Consider the following 17,734-nt stretch of genomic DNA (forward strand, 5'->3'; position numbering starts at 1 on the left):
CTCCTGGGTGACGGGGAGGACGTCCCGGTCCGGGCGGATCGGAATATTTGGAAAGGGTTCCATTCTGGCGACAGGCCGCCAATTGATTTATTGAAACGCCCGTCATTATCCGCCGTTCACGCGCCGTCCACCACTCCACCCCCGCCGGGGGCACCCCTGTATTAGGCTGTGGCGCGTGACCACCCCGCCCCTTCCGGACGCCCGCACCCACGCGCGCGACCCGCACATGAAGATCGCCGAGGACGCCCTGCGCCCCCACCTGCCAGAACCCGGCTGGCGGTTCGTGACCCCGACCCCCGCGCACGCCGGAGAGGCTCGCCTGAGCCTGCGCGCCCACCCCGACCCCGACGCCGCGCAGGTCACCGAGGCGCTGCCCGGCGAACCCCTGCACCTCCTGTGGGAGAACGCCGGCGGCTGGGCGTACGTCCGCACCACGCACGACCGTTACCTGGGCTGGGCCCGCGCAGGCGGCCTGCACACGCGCCCCTGGCAACCCGACCTGACCGTCACCGCCCGCCGCGCCCACGCGTACGCCGGGCCGAAGATCAGCCAGCCCATCCGCGCCGAACTCGCGTTCGGGACGAGGCTCGCCAGGGGCGGCGGCGACATCGTCACCGAGGACCACCGCCGCTGGGTGCCGGTCACCCTGCCCGGCGGCACGGACGCCTGGGTGCAGGAGGTGACCCTCGCCCCGCTGGAGGGCGACCTGCTGACGTTCGCCCTGGGCTTCCTGGACACCCCCTACGTGTGGGGCGGGCGCAGCGCCTGGGGACTGGACTGCTCCGGCCTGACGCAGCTCGTGTACGGCGCGTTCGGCCGCCCCCTGCCGCGCGACGCGGACCAGCAGCAGGAGGCCCTCACGCCCGTCACGGAGGCGCAGCCCGGCGACCTGGCCTTCTTCCCCGGTCATGTCGGCCTGATGCTCGACGACCGGCGGATGCTGCACGCGAACGCCACCCACATGCGCGTGACCATCGAGACGCTCGGCGATGGCGAGTACGGCACGCGCCTCCAGGCGGGCCTGAGCGGCTTCGGACGGTGGACGCAGTGACCGCCGCGACCTCCGCCGTCACCTGGGAGACGCTGGACCTGCACACCACGCAGCCCTTCGGCATCGCCCGCTGGACGCACAGCGTCTACCCCCGCACCCTCGTCACCCTGACCCACGACGGCCTGACCGGACGCGGCGAGGCCGCCCCGAACGCCTTCTACGGCGAGACGCGCGGCACCGTCGAGGCGGTCCTGCCCATCCTGGCCGACGAGGTGCAGGACCCCTGGGACTGGGACGGCCTGCACGCCCGCCTCTCGGCCCGCATGCCGTACGACCACCCCAGCGTGAAGTGCGCGCTGGAGATGGCAGCCGTCGAGTGGTGCGCCGCGCGCGCCGGAGTGCCCGTGTGGCAACTGCTCGGCCTGAGCCCCGCGCCCCTCCCCGAGAGCAGCTATACCGTCAGCATCGCCGATCTGGACGACATGCGCCGTCAGGCGCGCGAGGCTGCCGCGCGCGGGCACGGCGTCCTGAAGGTCAAGCTGGGCACCGACCGCGACGAGGCGATCATCGCCGCGCTGCGCGAGGAAGCCCCGCACGTCCGCCTGCGCGTGGACGCGAACGCCGCCTGGACCCGCACCCAGGCCCGCCGGATGCTGGGCGTGCTGGAGGCCGCCGACGTGGAATTCGTCGAGCAGCCTCTCGCCGCCGGGGACCTGGACGGGCACGCCGCGCTGCGCGCCGTCTCCGGTGTGCCCATCGTCGCGGACGAGAGCCTGCACCATGTCGGCGACGTCATCACCCTGGCCCGCGCGTTCGACGGCGTGAACCTCAAACTCGCCAAGCTCGGCGGACCACTCCAGGCGCTGCGGGCGCTGCGGCTGGCGCGCGCGCACGGGATGTCCGTCATGATGGGCTGCATGATCGAGAGCAGCCTCGGCATCGCCGCCGCCGCGCACCTCGCGGGCGCGTGCGACTGGGCCGACCTGGACGGCGCGCTCCTCCTCGCGGACGACCCGTTCACGGGCCTGGACTGGCAGGCGGGACACCTCGCGCGGCCAGCGGGCAGCGGCTGGGGCGTGGAGCGGCGCACCGCATGACCCTCCGCGTGGCGATCATCGGCGCCGGCAACCGCGGCGGGGACGTGTACGCCCGCCTGCTCGCGCAGCACGGCGCGCAGGTCACGCACGTCGTGGACCCCCGCGCGGCCCGCCTGGAGGAGGTCGCCGCCCGGCACGCCGTCCCACCCGAGTGGCAGTACCGCGATCCGGACGCGTTCTTCGCGCTGGGCCGCGTGGCCGACGCCGTCGTGATCGCCACCCCGGACGATCAGCACGTCACGCCGTGCCTTCAGGCCCTTGCCCTGAACTACGACGTGCTGCTGGAAAAACCAGTCTGCCTGACCGAGGCGGACCTCGACCTTCTCCAGGCGGCCGAGGCGGCCAGCACCGGGCGGGTCACGGTCTGCCACGTCCTGCGCGCCGCGCCCTTCTTCCGGGAGGTGCGGCGCGTGCTGGACAGCGGCGCCCTGGGCACCCTGATCGGAATCCAGCACGCGGAGAACGTCGCCCACTGGCACTACGCGCACTCCTACGTGCGCGGCAACTGGCGCGCGTCCCCGCCCGCCGCGCCGTTCCTGCTCGCCAAGAGCTGCCACGACCTCGACCTGCTCCGCGCGTTCGCTGGCAGCCCGCCCGAACGCGTGACCAGCGAGGGCAGCCTGCACCACTTCCGCCCCGAACACGCCCCGCCCGGCGCGACCGACCGCTGCGTCACCTGCCCCGTCCAGGGCTGCCCGTCCGACGCGCGGCGCATCTACCTCACCCGCGACCCGCACGCGTGGCCGGTCACGGTTCTCACCGCCGGGGGCATCCCCCTGAGCGACGCGCTGGAACACGGCCCGTACGGCGAATGCGTGTATCTAGGGAAGAACGACGTGGTGGACCACCAGGCCGTCACCGTCCGCTTCCGGAGCGGCGTCACGGCGCAACTGACTGTCAGCGCGTTCACGCACAACAACACCCGCACCCTGAAACTCCTCGGGACGCACGGCGAACTGCGCGGCCACATGGACCGCCACGAACTCGAACTCCACGACTTCCGCACCGGCCACAGCCAGCGCTGGACCATCGACGCCAGCGGCACGCACGGCGGCGGCGACGACGGCCTGATCCAGGCGTGGCTCGCCAGTCTGCGCGGCCACACCCCACCACCCACTCCCCTGTCCGAATCGCTCGACTCCCACCGCATGGCGTTCGCGGCGGAACGCGCCCGGCAGCGGGGCACGGTGGAGGAGGTCTGACGGTCCTGGCCTGTTCGGTTGAGGGGATTTAGGGTGAATGATTGAACGTGCTAGTGAAAGTATTCACGATTAAGCCGGATCGTGACAAAGTTGTTTCCTCTTCATTCCAGGAGGGACCATATCCCCCCCTGACGCTCCAGCACGACCCATTCTGTGTTGCCCAGCATGAAGTCCCCACCACGCCAGACCTCGCGGATATCCAGGCCCAGCAGGTCCGCCAGGGCAATCCGGATGATCCCGCCGTGCGACACCAGCGCCGCGTCCCCATCCGGCAGGCTGTTCACGTCCGCCGTGAACCGCGCCGCGATCTCCCGGAACGTCTCGCCACCCCGGAAGCCCAGCTCGCCACCGCCCAGCTCCAGGCGTTCCGGGTGCTGCCGCAGGGCCGAGTACGGCTCGCCCGCCCACTCGCCGCAGTCCACCTCATGAATGCCAGGAAGGACCGTGACCGGCACGCCCAGCCGCTCCGCCAGGGGCCGCGCCGTCTGCTGCGCGCGGCGATATCGGCTGGCATACACCGCCTGCGGGCGCGGCTCTCCCCCACTGATCCGCCCGGCCATCGCCCGCGCCTGCTCGTGACCGGTATCGGTGATCTCGTCGTTCGCGCTGCTCGCGCCACGCAGGATGCCCGCCTGATTTCCTTTCGTCTCGCCGTGCCGGATGATCCAGAGTCGCATGCGCCCAACTGTACCGGGCGCACGCGACTCTGGACTGCGGGGGGGTGGACTGCGGGGGATCAGGCGTTCAGGGCGTCCGTCACGGCCTGCGTGATGGGCGTGGTGGGGCGGCCGATCAGGCGGCTCATGTCGCGGCTCCCGCTGGCGAGTTCGCCGCGCGTGATGCCAGTGTCGCTGTCAGCCAGGACGTGCGCGAAGCCCTCGGGCACGCCGAATCCGGCGAGGGTCCGGGCGTACTCATCGGCGCTGAGGTCGTGGTACGCGACGGGCTGGCCGCTCTGGCGGGCCACCTCCGCGGCGAGGTCGGCCAGGGTGACCCCCTCGTCCCCAGCGAGTTCGTAGGTCTGCCCGGCGTGCCCGTCGGTACTCAGGACGGCCGCGGCAGCCTCCGCGTAGTCCTGACGGGGGGCGGGGTTCAGCGCGTGGGTCCCGGCGGCCCCCAGGATCGCGCCGTTCTTCACGGCACCCTTGAGGTCATAGTTCTCGGTGTACCAGCCGTTGCGCAGCAGCGTGAAGGGCACGCCGGACTCGCGCAGGAGGGCCTCGGTGGCCTGGTGGTCCCCAGCGAGGATCATGCCGCTGCGATCAGCGTTCAGGATGCTGGTGTACGCGATCAGGTCCACCCCGGCGTCGCGGGCGGCGTCGATGACGTGGCGGTGCTGGCCGACGCGGTCGTCGAAGTCGTTGCTGGACACGAGCAGCAGGCGGTTGACGCCCTGCAGGGCGGCGCGGAGGGTCTCGGGTTGTTTGTAGTCGGCCTGGCGGACCTGGATGCCCTGAGCGGCGAGGTCGGCGGCCTTCGCGGGGTCGCGGACGAGGGCGACGAGCTTCCCGGCGGGCACGCCGCGCTTCAGGAGGGCCTGCAGGGTGAGGTGGCCGAGGTGGCCGGTGGCTCCGGTGACGGCGATGGTGGTGCTGGCTGGGGTGGTCATGGTGGGGCTCCTGTGGGGTGAGAGGCGGACAGACTCGTAACCGTTTTCCTTACATGTTGGGCAGAGGAACGTCAGCCCGCGCGGGCCGCCAGATCCCCCAGCACGTCCGCGAGGGTCGTGCGGGCCAGTTCAGCTTCCAGCGCGGCCTGCGCGCGCCCGAAGCGGTCTTCCAGGGTCGCCTGGATGTTCGCGCCGACCGGGCACGCCGGGTGCGGATGCTCGTGCAGGCGGAACACGCTGGCCTCGCCGTTCACGGCGCGGTACACGTCCAGCAGGGTGATGTCGCGCGGGTCACGGGTCAGGCGCGCGCCGCTGACGCCCTGCTGGGTGGCCAGCAGATCCGCGCGGCGCAGCAGGCCCGTGACGGTCCGGATCACGACCGGGTTGGTCCCGACGCTGGCGGCGATATCGGCGGAACTGGCGTGCTCGGGGAACTGGCTGATGATGCTGAGCACATGCACCGCCACGGCATACTGACTGTTCACGCACTCACCTCCACCAACATGTCGCCAATCTACTTACATGTCGCGCTGAAGTCAAGGGTGGAGTCTCCCCCACCCTCAGCCCGGTCAGCGACCGATCCGCACCGTCACCACCGTACTATCCGCGAAGGGCTGCACACTCACCGCCTTGCCGACATCCACCAGGAACGCGTTCCAGCCGCGCTTCAGCGGCGCGCGGAAGCCCTTGTTCGCCGTGACCGTCACGTCCGTATTCGCCCACACCACGAACAGGTTTGCACCCCGCGCGTCCGACATGGCCTCCCGCAGCGGTTCGTTGTCGTCCCGGCGCCCGTTGTTGTTCTGATCCCGGTACGTGAACAGCTTCAACTCCGCCACCTGCGCCTGCCCACTGACCTGCACCGGATCGATCACGCCCGGCCAGTTCACGTTCTGCGGCGTGAGACTCACCATCGCCCGGGGCAGCGGCGACGTGTCAGGAATCTCCATGGTGAAGCTTCCCCCCTCGACCGGCACGCTGCTGAGTTCCTGCACGAACTGCCCCGAAGGGGTGATGACCACGCCCGCCACGCGCAGGTCAGGCGTGACGTTCGCGCCACTCACCGTCCCCTTCACCGTGAGAGCACTGGCCGCGCCAACACTCATCAGAGCGAGCGTCATGGACAGGGAAAAGATCTTCATACCGTCAGTCTACGCGCGAGCCTGACGGCCATGTGACGCACACCGGGATCAGAAATTCATGTCCCGCTCACGCTTTCGGTGGAGTTCAGCACGTGCCCCCGCCGCGTCATCAGAACAGACCGGAACAGCAGGCGGAGCAACAGGCACACACAAAAAAACAGGGAGCCCGAAGGCTCCCCGCTGCACGCGCGCTTACTTGTTCAGCGCCTGCTTCACGAGATCGATGATCTCGGGCATGGTGTCGGCCACGGGCACGTTCGCCGCCGCGAAGGCCGCGAGCTTGCTCTCGGGGGTGCCGACGTCGCCCATGATGATCGCGCCGGCATGACCCATGCGCTTGCCCTTGGGGGCCGAGCGGCCGCTGATGAAGGCCACGACGGGCTTCTTCATGTTCTGCGCGATGTACTCGGCGGCGGCTTCCTCGTCAGCGCCGCCGATCTCGCCAATCACGACGACCGCGTCGGTGTCAGGGTCGGCTTCGAACAGGGGCAGCACGTCCGCGAAGGTCGTGCCGATCACGGGGTCACCGCCGATGCCGACGGTGGTGCTCGTGCCCATGCCCGCGTCGTTCAGCAGCTTGGCGGCCTCGTACGTCAGGGTGCCGGAGCGGCTGATCAGGCCGATACGGCCGGGGTTGGCGTAGATCTTGTTCGGCATGATGCCGATCTTGGCTTCCCCGTTCGTGACCAGACCGGGGCAGTTCCCGCCGATCAGACGCACGCCCTCGCCACCCTGGGCGCGGCTCTGCGCGTCGAGCGCCTTGACTTCCTGCACGGCGCGCATCATGTCCACGGTCGGCACGCCTTCCGTGATCAGGACGATCAGGGGCATCCCGGCGTGCGCGGCTTCCAGCACGGCGTCCGCAGCGCCCGCGGGGGGCACGAAGATGATGCTGACGTTCGCGCCGGTCGCGGCCTTGGCCTCCGCGACGCTGTTGAACACGGGCCAGCCTTCGAAGTCGGTGCCGCCCTTGCCGGGCGTGACGCCCGCGACGACCTGAGTGCCGAATTCCTTCATGGCGCGGCTGTGGCTCGCACCTTCACGGCCGGTCATGCCCTGCACGATGACCTTGCTGTCTTTCCCTACGAGGATACCCATTACTTGTTCGCCTCCTTGGCGGCCTCGTCGGCGGCCTCAAACATGGTGGGGTACATCTGGATCAGGGGGCTGTTCACGTCCGCCAGGAGGGCCTTGGCCTCGTCCTCGGCGGTGCCCGCGATGCGCATGCGCACGGGCTTGGTGAGGATGCCCTCGTTCAGCGCCTGGATGACGCCCTTGGCGACCTCGTCGGCGCGGGTGATGCCACCGAAGATGTTGATGAAGATCGCCTTGACGTCACTGTCCTTGCTGACGAGCTTCACGGCGTTGTACACGACCTCGGCCTTGGCGCCGCCGCCGATGTCGAGGAAGTTCGCGGGCTTGGCGCCGGCGCGGTTCACGACGTCGAGGCTGGTCATCACGATGCCCGCGCCGTTCCCCAGCACGCCCACGTTGCCTTCGAGCTTCACGTACGCGAAGCCGTACTTGCTGGCCTCGATCTCGAGGGGGTGCTCGGCTTCCAGTTCGCGCCAGTCGGCCAGGTCCTTGTGGCGGTACATGGCGTTGTCGTCGATCTCGAACTTGGTGTCCAGGGCCAGGGGGGTGCCGTCAGGGCCCACGAACAGGGGGTTGATCTCGACGAGGACGGCGTCACGCTTCAGCGCGGCCTCGCTCATCTTGACCATCATGTCCGCGATCTTGTTCAGGTTGCCCTTGAAGCCGGCCTTGATGGCCACCTCGCGCGCCTCGTAGGGACGCAGGCCCGTGACGGGGTCCACGCGGTGCTTGATGATCTTCTCGGGGGTGGCGGCGGCCACTTCCTCGATCTCCATGCCGCCCTCGGCGCTGGCCATCAGGGTGTAGCTCTGGACGTTGCGGTCGACGATCATGCCGACGTAGTACTCGACGCCCGCGTCGATGTCCACGGCCTTGGTGACCAGGACCTTGTTCACGGTCAGGCCCTTGATGTCCATGCCCAGGATCTTCTCGCCGTTCTCGAAGGCCTTGTCCTCGGTGGGGCTGAACTTCACGCCGCCCGCCTTGCCGCGGCCGCCGACGTGCACCTGCGCCTTCACGACGACCGGCTGGCCGAATTCGCGGGCGATCTGGCGCACCTCGTCGGGGGTGCGTGCAACCTTGCCTTCCTGAACGTTCACGCCGAACTGGCGCAGAATTTCCTTACCCTGGTATTCGTGAAGTTTCACGACTGTTCCCTCCTTGGGGTGAGTGACCGGCATTGGCCGCTTTCGTTTGTCCCGATCAACGAGTATAAGCGCACTTTTGAAAAACCCCGCGCGGCTGTCTCCGGTGGGGGAACAGGCCCGGTCCAGCGCGGCAGCGGGTTCGGGGGCGCCCCTCCCCCGCGGGTGGGCGCGTGCGGGGGGGCGCCGTGTTAGCTTGCCTGTCATGACTCAACTTCAGGAGTTGCGCCACGCGATGAGCCGCGCTGGCCTGGACGCCGTGTGGATCAGCGATCCCGCCAACGTGCGCGCCGTCAGCGGTTTCAGCAGTGGTAAGGACGGCAAGGTGCTCGTCACGCAGGGCGACGCGACGCTGTACACCGACGCGCGGTACACGGTGCAGGCTGCCGAGGAATCCCCCCTGACCGCGTTCATCGCGCGGCCGCCCGCCACGCTGGAGCACGCCGCGCCCGCGCTGGCGGGACTGCGGGTGGGCTTCGAGGCCGATCACCTGACCGTGGCGGCGCTGGAGGACCTGCGCGACCACTGGCCGCAGGTGACGCTCATGGGCGTGCAGGGGCTCGTGCAGAGCCTGCGGGCCGTGAAGACCCCGCAGGAGATCCAGGCGGTGCGGGACGCGCAGGACCTCGCGGACCGCGTGTTCGCGGAGGTGCGCCCTCTGATCGAGGCGGGCGCGCGGGAACTCGACATCGCCAGCGAGATCGAGCTGCGCCTGCGCCGCGCCGGGGCGCAGAGTGCCTTCGACCTGATCGTCGCCAGCGGTCCGCGCGGCGCGATGCCGCACGGCGTCGCCAGCGACCGCGTCATTCAGGACGGGGACCTCGTGACGGTGGACATGGGCGCGCAGCTGCGCGGGTACCACAGCGACATGACCCGCACGGTCGCGGTGGGCACGCCCGGCGCCGAGATGGCCCGCGTGTACCGCGCCGTGCTGGAGGCCGAGGAGGCTGCCGTGCGCGCCGTGAAGCCCGGCGTGCGCGCGGCCGACCTGGACCGGCTGGCGCGCGACATCCTGACCGGGCACGGCCTGGGCGAGGCGTTCGCACACTCGCTAGGGCACGGCGTGGGCCTGGAGGTTCACGAGGCGCCCAGCCTGCGCGGCACGAGTGACGACGTGCTGCAGCCCGGCATGATCATCACCATCGAACCCGGCGCGTACCTGCCGGGCGTGGGCGGCGTGCGGATCGAGGATCTGGTCCTCGTGACCGAAGACGGGTACGAGGTCCTGAGCGGGTCCCCGAAGGAGCAGCTATGACCCGGCGCGCTGCCGTGCTGGCCGCCGCGCTGCTGGCCGGGCTGCTGGGGGCTGCGCAGGGCGGCACGTACCGCGTGAAGGCCGGGGATACCCTGTGGGAGATCGCGCGGGCGCATGGCACCAGCGTGGGCGCGCTGCTGCAACTGAACGGGCGCAGCAGCCAGACAATCCGCGTCGGGGAGGTGCTGCAGGTGCCGGACCGTGGCGCACCGACCATCCGCGCGACCTCACTGGCACCCGCCGCCGCGCCGCAGGTGTTCCAGCAGGGGCAGGCGGTGTACTACGGAGGCCGCGCGAACCCGCAGACGACCATGACGGCCGCGCACCTGAGCCTGCCGTTCGGGACGTGGGTGCGGGTCACGCACGCCCGCACGGGCCGCAGCGTGGATGTGATGATCAACGACCGCGGGCCGTTCGGGGTGCAGTCGCGCGTGATCGACCTGTCCACGGACGCGGCGCGGGCGCTGGGCATCCTCTCCGAGGGCGTCGCGCCGGTCACGCTGAGCATCCTGAGTCGCCCCTGACGCGCGCCGGCACGTCCGGGCGGTGTAGAATCGTTCGGGTTTCAACCACACACGCAAAGTTGATGTGCTTCACCCACCGAGGAGGATGGTTTCAATGACGATGGAAACGGCACTGCTGACCCTGGACACCCTGGCCAAGTACCTGAAGGAAAAGGAAGTCCAGCTGGATATGGAAGAGAATGGCGGCCAGCGCTTCATCCGCATGGGCTGGCGTTTCGAGATGGGCGACGCGGCCGTGCTGGTCAGCGTGAACGACGGCCCGAACAACACCAGCCGCCTGGAAGTCACCTGCGTGACCCAGAAGCAGTACGGTGACCGCCGCGTGGAGGTCGTGAACATGCTGAACGACCGCAACCGCGAGCGTGCCTTCGCCCGCAGCATCGACGCGGACGGCAACGTGTGGCTGGAGTACGTGGGCTTCTACCCCACCCTGGCCGAGATGCCCCAGGAGACCTTCGACACGCTGTTCGGCGGCGTGCTGATGCACTTCCAGGACGACTACGCCGCGCTGGAAGGCTTCGTGCCCCAGATGCAGCAGCAGCCCCAGGCGTAAGCCGACGGGTGAGATGGGCGGGGTTCAGGCCCCGCCTTTTCCTGGTCACATCAAGTGAATACTTTCACGATCCTGCCAGGACGTGAAATATTTGCTCTCTCTACCGTCGGCCAAAAGAAGAAGGGGCAGGGTTGCGGAACACCCAGCCCCCTGCTCTCCTGGTCTCTGCTCAGCGGCGCGCGGCCAGCAGTTCCTCCAGGCGCGCCACGTAGCCTTCCAGCGTGCGGAACGTCGCCTCGACCGGCGCGGGACTGAGCATGTCCACACCCGCCTCGCGCAGGGCGTCGATGGGGTCCAGGCTGCCGCCCGAGCGCAGGAAGCGCAGGTACGACTCGCGCGCGGCGTCCGGGTCGGCGCTGAACTGCTCGAGAATCTGGTGCGCGGCGCTGATGCCCGTGGAGTACTGGTAGGCGTAGAAGTTCGCGTACAGGTGCGTGCTGAACTGCGCCCACATGATCCCGCTGCGCTCGCGGTCCATCGTGACGCCGTCCCCGTAGCCCTCGGAGAGCAGGTCGGCGGTCAGGTCGATCAGGTCCGGTGCGCTGAGGGTGCCGCCCGCCTCGATGCGGCGATAGGCTTCCAGTTCGAAGGCGGCCAGGGTCGGCATGATGAAGAAGTACCGGTGGAAGTTCGACAGCGCCTCCTCGATGATCTGCACCTCGAACTCGGTGTCCCCGGCGGCGCGGGCCTGCGCCAGGAGATGCTGGCGGACCATCGCCTGGTTGAAGTTGCTGGCGACCTCCGCGTGGAAGAGGGTGTAGCGGGGCACGCCGTACCCGTGCTCGCGCTGCGAGAGCAGGGAGTGCATGGAGTGCCCGATCTCGTGCGCCAGGGTGGAGTAGGAGTTCATGGTGCCGTTCCAGGTCATGAAGATGTACGGCTTCACGCGGCCGCCACCGTTGCTGTACGCGCCCTGGCGTTTGCCGTCGTTCTCGGCGTAGTCCACCCAGCGTTCCGTGGTCAGGCCGGGCACCATGTCGCGCACGTAGGCCTCGCCCAGCGGCGCCATGCCGCCTTCGAGCCACTGCACGGCCTGCTCGTAGGACACGGCGCGGGGGGGCACCAGGGCGGCCTTCACGTCGTACTCGCGCAGTTCGGGCAGGTTCAGCCACTCGCGGCGCACGCGCCAGTAACGGTGCCAGACGGGCGTGTTCGCGCGGTACGTGTCGAGCAACGTGGTCACGACGGCAGTGGGAATGTTGTCCGGGGACAGGGAGGCGCTGATGGTGTCCGGGTAGTTCCGTGCGCGGGCCAGGAACACGTTCTGGCGGACGTTCGTGGCGTACATCGCCGCCTGGGAGTGACGCGCGGCGAGGTGCGCGTCCGCGTAGCCCTCCCAGGCCTCGCGGCGAACCTCGCGGTCCGGGTGGGCGGTCAGGCGGTCCACGTTGCCCTGCGTGACGGTCTCGCCGCCCGCCGTGCCGAAGCGCAGGTCCATGTTCGCCAGCGCCGGGTGAATGCCGCGCTCGGAGGCGAAGGGAGCCTGCACGGCGCCCAGGAGTGCCTCGACCTCGGCGCTGCGCACGTGGGGTTTGCCGCGCAGGATGCGTTCCAGGCGCACGCGGTGCTCGGCGAAGTCGGGCGTGTCCAGCCAGCCGCGCACCAGAGCGTCGTCCAGCGCGAGGAGTTCCGGACGGAAGAACGCGGTCGTACTGCCGAACTGGGCGCCCAGCGTGGCGGCGCGGTCGCGGCGGGCGGCGGCCACGGCGTCGCGGCCGTCCACGCTGGCGGTCATGCTGGCATAGGACATGAAGCGGCCCAGGCGCAGTTCGAGGTCGTTCGCTGCGCTCAGGTAGGCCAGCAGGCCCCCCGGCGTACCGAGCTGTCCCGCGTGGGCAGACAGCGACCCGAGGTCACGGGCCAGGGCGTCCCCCTCCGCCGACCAGGCGTCGGGCGTGTCGTAGAGGGCCTCGATGTCCCAGGTCTGCTCACGCGGGGCCTCGCTGCGGGGCGGCAGCGCCTTGATCGTTTCAGTTGGCATGCCGGAGGCTAACACTCCGCGCGCCGGTGCGGGTTTACAGTGACCCCCATGTTCGGACGGACCTCATGACCACCACCGCCCCACCCACCCAAGGCAGCGGCCTGGGGGCCATGCTGCGCCTCCCTTACGCCCTGCCCCTGGCCCTGAGCTGCTTCGCGCTGGGCTTCGGCCTGTCGCTGGCGATTCCGTTCATGGCCCTGTACGCCGTGAAGCAGGCGGGCCTGAGCCCGCTGCAGCTGGGCATCTTCCTGACCGTAAACGCCATCAGCGCCGTGGCGGTCGCCACACTGCTGGCCCGCTGGTCCGACCGGCTGCCCAACCGCAAACCCATCGTGCTGGCCACCATGGCCGCCGGGGCCGCCGCGTACGCCCTGATCGGCGTCACGCCGCACTTCGCGGGCCTGCTGGTCGTCGGGGCGCTGCTGCTGTCCCTGGGAGCCGCCGCGTTCCCGCAGATGTTCTCCTTCGCCCGGGCCAGCCTGCAGGACGTCCCGGCCGATCTGGCCGACCGCGCCATGACGCTGCTGCGCGCCGTGTTCAGCCTGTCGTGGGTGGTCGGCCCCGGCCTGGGCGCCGTGATCCTCGGCGCCGGGGGCTATACGGCGGTGTTCCTCAGTGCCGCCGCGTGCTTCGCGCTCTCGGCCCTGCCGCTGCTGCGCGTGCCGGGCCGCCGCCCGCAGCCCACGCCCGGCATCACCCCGGACCTGCCCGACACGCCCCGTCCCGCCGCGCGCCGCGCCATCGCGCTGGGCGCCCTGGCGTTCGTGCTGTACGGCATGAGCATGCAGATGGGCATGGCGATGTTCCCGCTGTTCGTCACCGAGACGCTGCGCGGCACGAGCGGCGAGGTCGGCTTCCTGGTCGGCCTGTGCGCCCTGCTGGAAATTCCGATCATGGTCGCGCTGGTCACCTGGAAGCGCCTGCCGGGCGTGCCGACGCTGGTCGCGGCGGGCATGGCGCTGTTCGTGGCGCACTTCGCGCTGATCTACGTCGCGGACAGCCTGCCGCTGCTGGTCGCCGCGCAGGTCATCCGCGCGGTGGTCCTGGCGATCCTGGCGGGCCTGGGCATGACGTACTTCCAGACGCTGATGCCGGGCCGGTTCAGCGCCGCCACCACGATGTTCGCGAACACCGGCAGCATCGGCGGGATGCTCAGCGGGATCACGTCCGGCGCGGTCGCGCAGACGCTCGGGTACCGCAGCGTGTTCCTCGTGTGCGCCGCGCTGACGCTGCTGGGCTTCCTGGTGATGACCTGGACGCACCGCCGCCGGGCCGAGTGACCTGAACGGGAAGAGGGGGACCGGCTGTGTGATCCGGTCCCCCTCTCCCCTGCTTTGCCGCGGTTCAGGCGGTCGCGGGGGCACCCAGGCCGAAGGCGCGGTGGACGGCCAGGGTGGCGGCGTCCACGTGCGCGGCCTCCACGGCGACGGACACGTTCAGTTCGCTGCTGCCCTGCGAGATCATCAGCACGTTCACGTCCTGCTCGGCCAGCGCGGTGAACATCCGCGCGGAGACACCCTTCTGGCCGCGCATGCCGCTGCCCACGATGGCGAGGACCGCCACGTCCGACTGCACCTCGACCTTCAGTTCCAGGCTGACCCCGGCGCGCAGGGCGGCCAGGGTGCGTTCGGCGTCCACGGTCTGCACGGCCAGCGACACGTTGCTCATGCTGGACGACTGCGACACCATCAGCAGCGTGACGTTCTCACGGGCGATCGCGTCGAACACGCTGGCGATCACCTCGGGGATGCCCAGCACCCCGGCGCCGCTGACGTTGATGATGCTGACGTTGCGGATCGCGGTGACGGCCTTGACCGGGTGGCCCGCCTCGTCGCGGGCGTCGGCCTGCACGAGCGTGCCGGGGAAGTCCGGGTCGGCGGCACTCTTGACGCGCAGGGGGATGCCGCTTTCCTGCAGGGGCGTGACGGCCAGCGGGTGCAGGACCTTCGCGCCGAAGTACGCGAGTTCCATGACCTCGCCGTAGGACAGGACCTCGATGTTCTGCGCATCCTTGACCACACGCGGGTCGGCGCTCATGACGCCGTCCACGTCCTTCCAGGCCCAGACCTCGTCCGCGCCGAGGGCCTTGCCGACGATGGTGGCGCTGAAATCGGTGCCGCCGCGCCCCAGGGTGGTGATCGCACCCTTCTCGGTTTCACCCATGAAGCCCGCCACGACCGGCGTCACCCCGGCCGCGAGCAGGCCGCTGAGGCGGTCCTTGACGCGCTCGTAGGTGTTCGGCATGGGCTTGGCGTTCCCGAAGTGGCTGTCGGTCAGGATGCCGGCCTCGCCACCGGAGAGGTGATGGGAGCGCAGGCCGTCCTGTTCCAGCGCGAGGCTCATCAGCGGGGCACTGAGGCGCTCGCCGAACGCGACGATCAGGTCGCGGCTGCGGGGCGTGAGTTCACGCAGGAGGTACACGCCGTACACGGCCTGACGGAGCGTCTCGTGCATCTCGCGGATCTCGCGGACGGTGCCGCTGTCGGGCGCCGCGCCGAGTTCCTGCGCGGCCGTGAAGTGCCGGGTGCGCATCAGGGCGATCTCGTCGTTCGCGCTGGCGATGTCGCCGGACTGGGCGGCGTCGGCGAGTTTCAGCAGCTGGTTCGTGACGCCCGCCATGGCCGAAACGACCACGACGACCTTCACGCCGTCGCGGATGGAGCGGGCGGCCAGGGAGGCGCTGTGACGGATGGCGCGCGAGTCCTGCATGTTCGTGCCGCCGAATTTCATGACGAGGAGGTCGTAACTCATGGCGAGCAGTATGACCCGAAGCGTCCCCCGGATCGCGCGGGGCGTCTGGGCAGCCGACCTCACCCCCGCCCGACCTCACACCAGGGACTCATGAAATGCCCATGTGATCGGCGCGGAGTGCCCGCGTTACAGGTGGCGGCCCGCCGCGGCCACGCACGCCCCCGGCGCGGAACGACGTGTGGGTCCACCTCCACCCCCCCCACCGTTCGGGGGTGTAACGCCGCGTCAACGCTCCGGTAACGGCAGCCCGGCACTCAAATTGACCGTCCCAGACATGAGAATTATAGTTTTCCTCAGTCCGGTCACGAGTGTTCAGCGTTCACAGAAGGGCAGCCTCTGGGGAGAGGCTGGCGGTCCGTCGCGCCGCGCGCCACCCGCCACGAACCGGACAGGAGGAAGGTCATGAAGAGAACCGCGCTGCTGCTCGCCGCCCTGAACCCCGGCATCGTCCAGGCCCAACAGGGAGCGTCCGTCACGCTCCACCCGGCCGTGGAGGTCTCGAACGTGTGCGCCATGGGCGACGAGAACCTCAACGGCATGAACGTCGACGGTCCCGCCGCGTACCCCGCCTTCGCGTACAACGCCCTGGACGGCGACGGGGGCGGCGCCGAGACGCCGGTCCTGAAGATCCACTGCACGGCCGGGACCGCCATCACGCTGGGCATCGCGGCGTCCGGCGGCGGCTCGGACAGCCTCGCCCCGACTGCCCTGCCGAACAACGTCAACAGCACCTTCGACGGCCTGATCTACCTGCAGGGCAGCGGCGCGGTGCCGCTGAAGGCCAAGTGGAAGGTGCGGATCAACACCAACCCGTCGAGCAGCGCCGTGACCCCCGACCGCTACGCCGGGTGGCTGAAACTGACCGCCCCGGACGGCCAGTGGGGCGTGCCCGCCGGGACGTACACCGGCACGATGGCGATCACGGTGTCCTACAACTGACGCTCCTCCCACTCGCACGTCGCCAGTTCACACAGGGCCGGACGGTGAGCACGCCGGCAGGCCAGTCGTGAAGGCACGCCGCTGATCAATCCGAGGACATCCGCCGCGCCGGGTGTCCTCGGCCCATACCCAGCCCGCCCAGTCCAACCCGTCTGGAGGCCCCATGAACCGGAAACCACCTCGACCGATCGCCGCCCGACCGTCCGGCCGGGGGCAGGGACGCGGCGCGGCGCGGGCCGGACTGGGCCTGCACGCGGGCCTGCTGGCGTGCCTGCCCGTGAGTGCCAGCCTGGACCTGGACGGGTACGACGCGCTGCGCGGCGTCCGGGCGACCCTCAGCGTCCGGGTCAGCTGCGACCGGCCGGACGACCGGTTTCGCCTCGACCTGGGTCCGATCGGGCAGGGCGGCGACACGCTCCGGCTGCAGGGACCGGGCGGGACCCTCGTGGCGGGCGTGACGCAGGCAGGCCAGCCGTGGCGGAGCGGCACGCAGGTCGTGCACTTCCCGCTGAACATTCTCGCCGGGCAGTGGGTGGCGGGCGGCACGTACCGCGCCGCGCTGGAGGTCACCGTGGTGAACGAACGACAGGAGACGCCGTGAGACGGACTCCGGTTGAATGGCTGACAGGGCCATTCAAGCCGAGCGAAAAGAGCAGAAGAGAACCGGGTTCCGGACGTGGAATTGACCGGTCGGTGGTGTACCGATCGGTCAACGAAACCGACGGAATCCGCACGAGACGCGCGGGCCGCGCGCTGCTGGCCCTGACCCTGACGGCGCTGGCTGGAGCGCAGGGGTTCGGGTTCACGCCCACCGCGCTGAACCTCGACCCGACGCGGTCCCTGAGCACCCAGACGACCATGCTGAACACCACGCGGGTCGCGGCGAAGTTCACGGTGACGGCCCGCGCGTGGCGGGTCGAGGACGGCCGCATGGTCCTGGCCGACACCCGCGACCTGCTCGTCAACCCGGCGGAGTTCATCCTGCCGGGCGGCGCGTCGCAGGTCGTGCGGGTCGGGCTGCGCAAGAAGCCCGGCGCGGCCGAGGTCGCGTACCGGCTGTTCGTGCAGCAGGTGCCGTACGGGTCGAGCGTGCCGCAGACGACCGTCGCGGCGGACGGGATCGACGTGCGCCTGGACCTCCCGACGACGTTCTCGCTGCCGGTGTACGTCGCGCCGCCCGGCGCCGCGGCCCGCATGACGTACGACGCCCAGCGGCAGGGCAACGACCTGATCCTGCGCGTGGCGAACAGCGGCACGCGCCACGAGACCTTCAACGCCCTGCGCGCCTCACGCGGCGGCGCGCGGGTGGACCTGAGCAGCATGGCCGTGCTGGGCGGCGCGGCGGTCACGCTGACCCTGCCGGGCCTGGGCGCCGCGAGCGGCGAGCTGACCCTGGAGTTCCTGAACGCGGACGCCCGCCCGGCCCGCGTGACCGTCCGGGTGCCCTGAG

At 70.2% G+C, this 17,734-nt stretch carries 18 protein-coding genes; 10 read left to right on the forward strand and 8 right to left on the reverse strand.

What is annotated here, in order from left to right; translation table 11 throughout:
* The first annotated feature begins 175 nt into the window (after nucleotides 1–175).
* From EXW95_RS03150 to EXW95_RS03160, 3 genes are read left to right on the forward strand one after another with little or no spacing between them, the layout of a single operon-like run.
* The gene (locus tag EXW95_RS03150; protein ID WP_371809880.1) at nucleotides 176–1,051 is read left to right on the forward strand and encodes an NlpC/P60 family protein; all 876 of its coding nucleotides are present in this window, start codon (nucleotides 176–178) and stop codon (nucleotides 1,049–1,051) included.
* Nucleotides 1,048–2,088: a dipeptide epimerase gene (locus EXW95_RS03155; protein ID WP_174366225.1), complete on the forward strand. Its 1,041-nt coding sequence runs from the start codon at nucleotides 1,048–1,050 to the stop codon at nucleotides 2,086–2,088. The genes EXW95_RS03150 and EXW95_RS03155 overlap by 4 nt, the downstream gene beginning before the upstream one ends.
* On the forward strand, nucleotides 2,085–3,290 hold the full coding sequence (locus EXW95_RS03160; protein ID WP_174366226.1) for a Gfo/Idh/MocA family protein: 1,206 nt from the start codon (nucleotides 2,085–2,087) through the stop codon (nucleotides 3,288–3,290). The genes EXW95_RS03155 and EXW95_RS03160 overlap by 4 nt, the downstream gene beginning before the upstream one ends.
* A gap of 101 nt (nucleotides 3,291–3,391) precedes the next feature.
* Here the strand turns inward: EXW95_RS03160 and EXW95_RS03165 are convergent, their stop codons facing one another.
* The 6 genes from EXW95_RS03165 to sucC all read right to left on the reverse strand — a co-directional run bounded on the left by EXW95_RS03165 (nucleotide 3,392) and on the right by sucC (nucleotide 8,284).
* Nucleotides 3,392–3,967 carry a histidine phosphatase family protein gene (locus tag EXW95_RS03165; protein WP_174366227.1) on the reverse strand — a complete coding sequence of 192 codons (576 nt, stop codon included), beginning with the start codon at nucleotides 3,965–3,967 and terminating at the stop codon, nucleotides 3,392–3,394.
* A gap of 59 nt (nucleotides 3,968–4,026) precedes the next feature.
* The gene (locus EXW95_RS03170; protein ID WP_174366228.1) at nucleotides 4,027–4,899 is read right to left on the reverse strand and encodes an SDR family oxidoreductase; all 873 of its coding nucleotides are present in this window, start codon (nucleotides 4,897–4,899) and stop codon (nucleotides 4,027–4,029) included.
* Nucleotides 4,900–4,970: 71 nt separating this feature from the next.
* Nucleotides 4,971–5,384 (reverse strand): Rrf2 family transcriptional regulator, encoded by a 414-nt coding sequence (locus EXW95_RS03175; protein WP_174366229.1) that lies wholly within the window; start codon nucleotides 5,382–5,384, stop codon nucleotides 4,971–4,973.
* 84 nt (nucleotides 5,385–5,468) lie between these two features.
* Nucleotides 5,469–6,041 carry a hypothetical protein gene (locus EXW95_RS03180; protein WP_174366230.1) on the reverse strand — a complete coding sequence of 191 codons (573 nt, stop codon included), beginning with the start codon at nucleotides 6,039–6,041 and terminating at the stop codon, nucleotides 5,469–5,471.
* Nucleotides 6,042–6,233: 192 nt separating this feature from the next.
* On the reverse strand, nucleotides 6,234–7,139 hold the full coding sequence (gene sucD / locus EXW95_RS03185) for a succinate--CoA ligase subunit alpha (protein ID WP_174366231.1): 906 nt from the start codon (nucleotides 7,137–7,139) through the stop codon (nucleotides 6,234–6,236).
* Nucleotides 7,139–8,284, reverse strand: a complete 1,146-nt coding sequence (gene sucC / locus EXW95_RS03190; RefSeq protein ID WP_174366232.1) for an ADP-forming succinate--CoA ligase subunit beta — start codon at nucleotides 8,282–8,284, stop codon at nucleotides 7,139–7,141. Before sucC ends, sucD begins: the two co-directional genes overlap by 1 nt.
* A 202-nt stretch (nucleotides 8,285–8,486) precedes the next feature.
* Between sucC and EXW95_RS03195 the strand changes: the two genes are divergently transcribed.
* The 3 genes from EXW95_RS03195 to EXW95_RS03205 all read left to right on the forward strand — a co-directional run bounded on the left by EXW95_RS03195 (nucleotide 8,487) and on the right by EXW95_RS03205 (nucleotide 10,613).
* Nucleotides 8,487–9,536: a Xaa-Pro peptidase family protein gene (locus tag EXW95_RS03195; RefSeq protein ID WP_174366233.1), complete on the forward strand. Its 1,050-nt coding sequence runs from the start codon at nucleotides 8,487–8,489 to the stop codon at nucleotides 9,534–9,536.
* Entirely contained in the window at nucleotides 9,533–10,060 is a 528-nt protein-coding gene (locus EXW95_RS03200; RefSeq protein ID WP_174366234.1) for an RlpA-like double-psi beta-barrel domain-containing protein, read from the forward strand. The genes EXW95_RS03195 and EXW95_RS03200 overlap by 4 nt, the downstream gene beginning before the upstream one ends.
* Before the next feature lie 94 nt (nucleotides 10,061–10,154).
* Entirely contained in the window at nucleotides 10,155–10,613 is a 459-nt protein-coding gene (locus EXW95_RS03205; protein ID WP_174366235.1) for a YbjN domain-containing protein, read from the forward strand.
* Between the two features lie 169 nt (nucleotides 10,614–10,782).
* Here EXW95_RS03205 and pepF read toward each other — a convergent pair whose 3' ends face one another.
* Nucleotides 10,783–12,594: an oligoendopeptidase F gene (pepF, locus tag EXW95_RS03210; RefSeq protein WP_174366236.1), complete on the reverse strand. Its 1,812-nt coding sequence runs from the start codon at nucleotides 12,592–12,594 to the stop codon at nucleotides 10,783–10,785.
* Between the two features lie 65 nt (nucleotides 12,595–12,659).
* Here pepF and EXW95_RS03215 point away from each other — a divergent pair, with 65 nt between their 5' ends.
* Nucleotides 12,660–13,874 carry a sugar efflux transporter gene (locus EXW95_RS03215; protein WP_254605483.1) on the forward strand — a complete coding sequence of 405 codons (1,215 nt, stop codon included), beginning with the start codon at nucleotides 12,660–12,662 and terminating at the stop codon, nucleotides 13,872–13,874.
* 64 nt (nucleotides 13,875–13,938) lie between these two features.
* Here the strand turns inward: EXW95_RS03215 and EXW95_RS03220 are convergent, their stop codons facing one another.
* Nucleotides 13,939–15,345 carry an aspartate kinase gene (locus EXW95_RS03220; RefSeq protein WP_174366237.1) on the reverse strand — a complete coding sequence of 469 codons (1,407 nt, stop codon included), beginning with the start codon at nucleotides 15,343–15,345 and terminating at the stop codon, nucleotides 13,939–13,941.
* A gap of 402 nt (nucleotides 15,346–15,747) precedes the next feature.
* On the opposite strand from EXW95_RS03220, the gene EXW95_RS03225 reads away from it, so the two are divergent.
* The 3 genes from EXW95_RS03225 (at nucleotide 15,748) to EXW95_RS03235 (ending at nucleotide 17,733) form a co-directional block, all read left to right on the forward strand.
* Complete coding sequence (locus EXW95_RS03225) at nucleotides 15,748–16,284, forward strand: hypothetical protein (protein ID WP_174366238.1); 537 nt, start codon at nucleotides 15,748–15,750, stop codon at nucleotides 16,282–16,284.
* Nucleotides 16,285–16,447: 163 nt separating this feature from the next.
* Nucleotides 16,448–16,885, forward strand: coding sequence for a hypothetical protein (locus EXW95_RS03230; RefSeq protein ID WP_174366239.1), 438 nt, complete (start codon nucleotides 16,448–16,450; stop codon nucleotides 16,883–16,885).
* Nucleotides 16,886–16,980: 95 nt separating this feature from the next.
* The gene (locus EXW95_RS03235) at nucleotides 16,981–17,733 is read left to right on the forward strand and encodes a molecular chaperone (protein ID WP_174366240.1); all 753 of its coding nucleotides are present in this window, start codon (nucleotides 16,981–16,983) and stop codon (nucleotides 17,731–17,733) included.
* The last annotated feature ends 1 nt before the right edge of the window (nucleotide 17,734 follow it).

Origin of the sequence: Deinococcus sp. JMULE3, from assembly GCF_013337115.1 — a bacterium.
GTDB lineage: Bacteria > Deinococcota > Deinococci > Deinococcales > Deinococcaceae > Deinococcus.

Excerpts from the sequence above, each read along its gene's own strand:
- EXW95_RS03160 (WP_174366226.1), top strand. The coding sequence starts at position 2,085 with ATGACCCTCCGCGTGGCGATCATCGGCGCCGGCAACCGCGGCGGGGAC.
- EXW95_RS03165 (WP_174366227.1), bottom strand. The coding sequence starts at position 3,967 with ATGCGACTCTGGATCATCCGGCACGGCGAGACGAAAGGAAATCAGGCG.
- EXW95_RS03170 (WP_174366228.1), bottom strand. The coding sequence starts at position 4,899 with ATGACCACCCCAGCCAGCACCACCATCGCCGTCACCGGAGCCACCGGC.
- EXW95_RS03180 (WP_174366230.1), bottom strand. The coding sequence starts at position 6,041 with ATGAAGATCTTTTCCCTGTCCATGACGCTCGCTCTGATGAGTGTTGGC.
- sucD (WP_174366231.1), bottom strand. The coding sequence starts at position 7,139 with ATGGGTATCCTCGTAGGGAAAGACAGCAAGGTCATCGTGCAGGGCATG.
- EXW95_RS03195 (WP_174366233.1), top strand. The coding sequence starts at position 8,487 with ATGACTCAACTTCAGGAGTTGCGCCACGCGATGAGCCGCGCTGGCCTG.
- EXW95_RS03200 (WP_174366234.1), top strand. The coding sequence starts at position 9,533 with ATGACCCGGCGCGCTGCCGTGCTGGCCGCCGCGCTGCTGGCCGGGCTG.
- EXW95_RS03205 (WP_174366235.1), top strand. The coding sequence starts at position 10,155 with ATGACGATGGAAACGGCACTGCTGACCCTGGACACCCTGGCCAAGTAC.
- pepF (WP_174366236.1), bottom strand. The coding sequence starts at position 12,594 with ATGCCAACTGAAACGATCAAGGCGCTGCCGCCCCGCAGCGAGGCCCCG.
- EXW95_RS03215 (WP_254605483.1), top strand. The coding sequence starts at position 12,660 with ATGACCACCACCGCCCCACCCACCCAAGGCAGCGGCCTGGGGGCCATG.
- EXW95_RS03220 (WP_174366237.1), bottom strand. The coding sequence starts at position 15,345 with ATGAGTTACGACCTCCTCGTCATGAAATTCGGCGGCACGAACATGCAG.
- EXW95_RS03225 (WP_174366238.1), top strand. The coding sequence starts at position 15,748 with ATGAAGAGAACCGCGCTGCTGCTCGCCGCCCTGAACCCCGGCATCGTC.
- EXW95_RS03230 (WP_174366239.1), top strand. The coding sequence starts at position 16,448 with ATGAACCGGAAACCACCTCGACCGATCGCCGCCCGACCGTCCGGCCGG.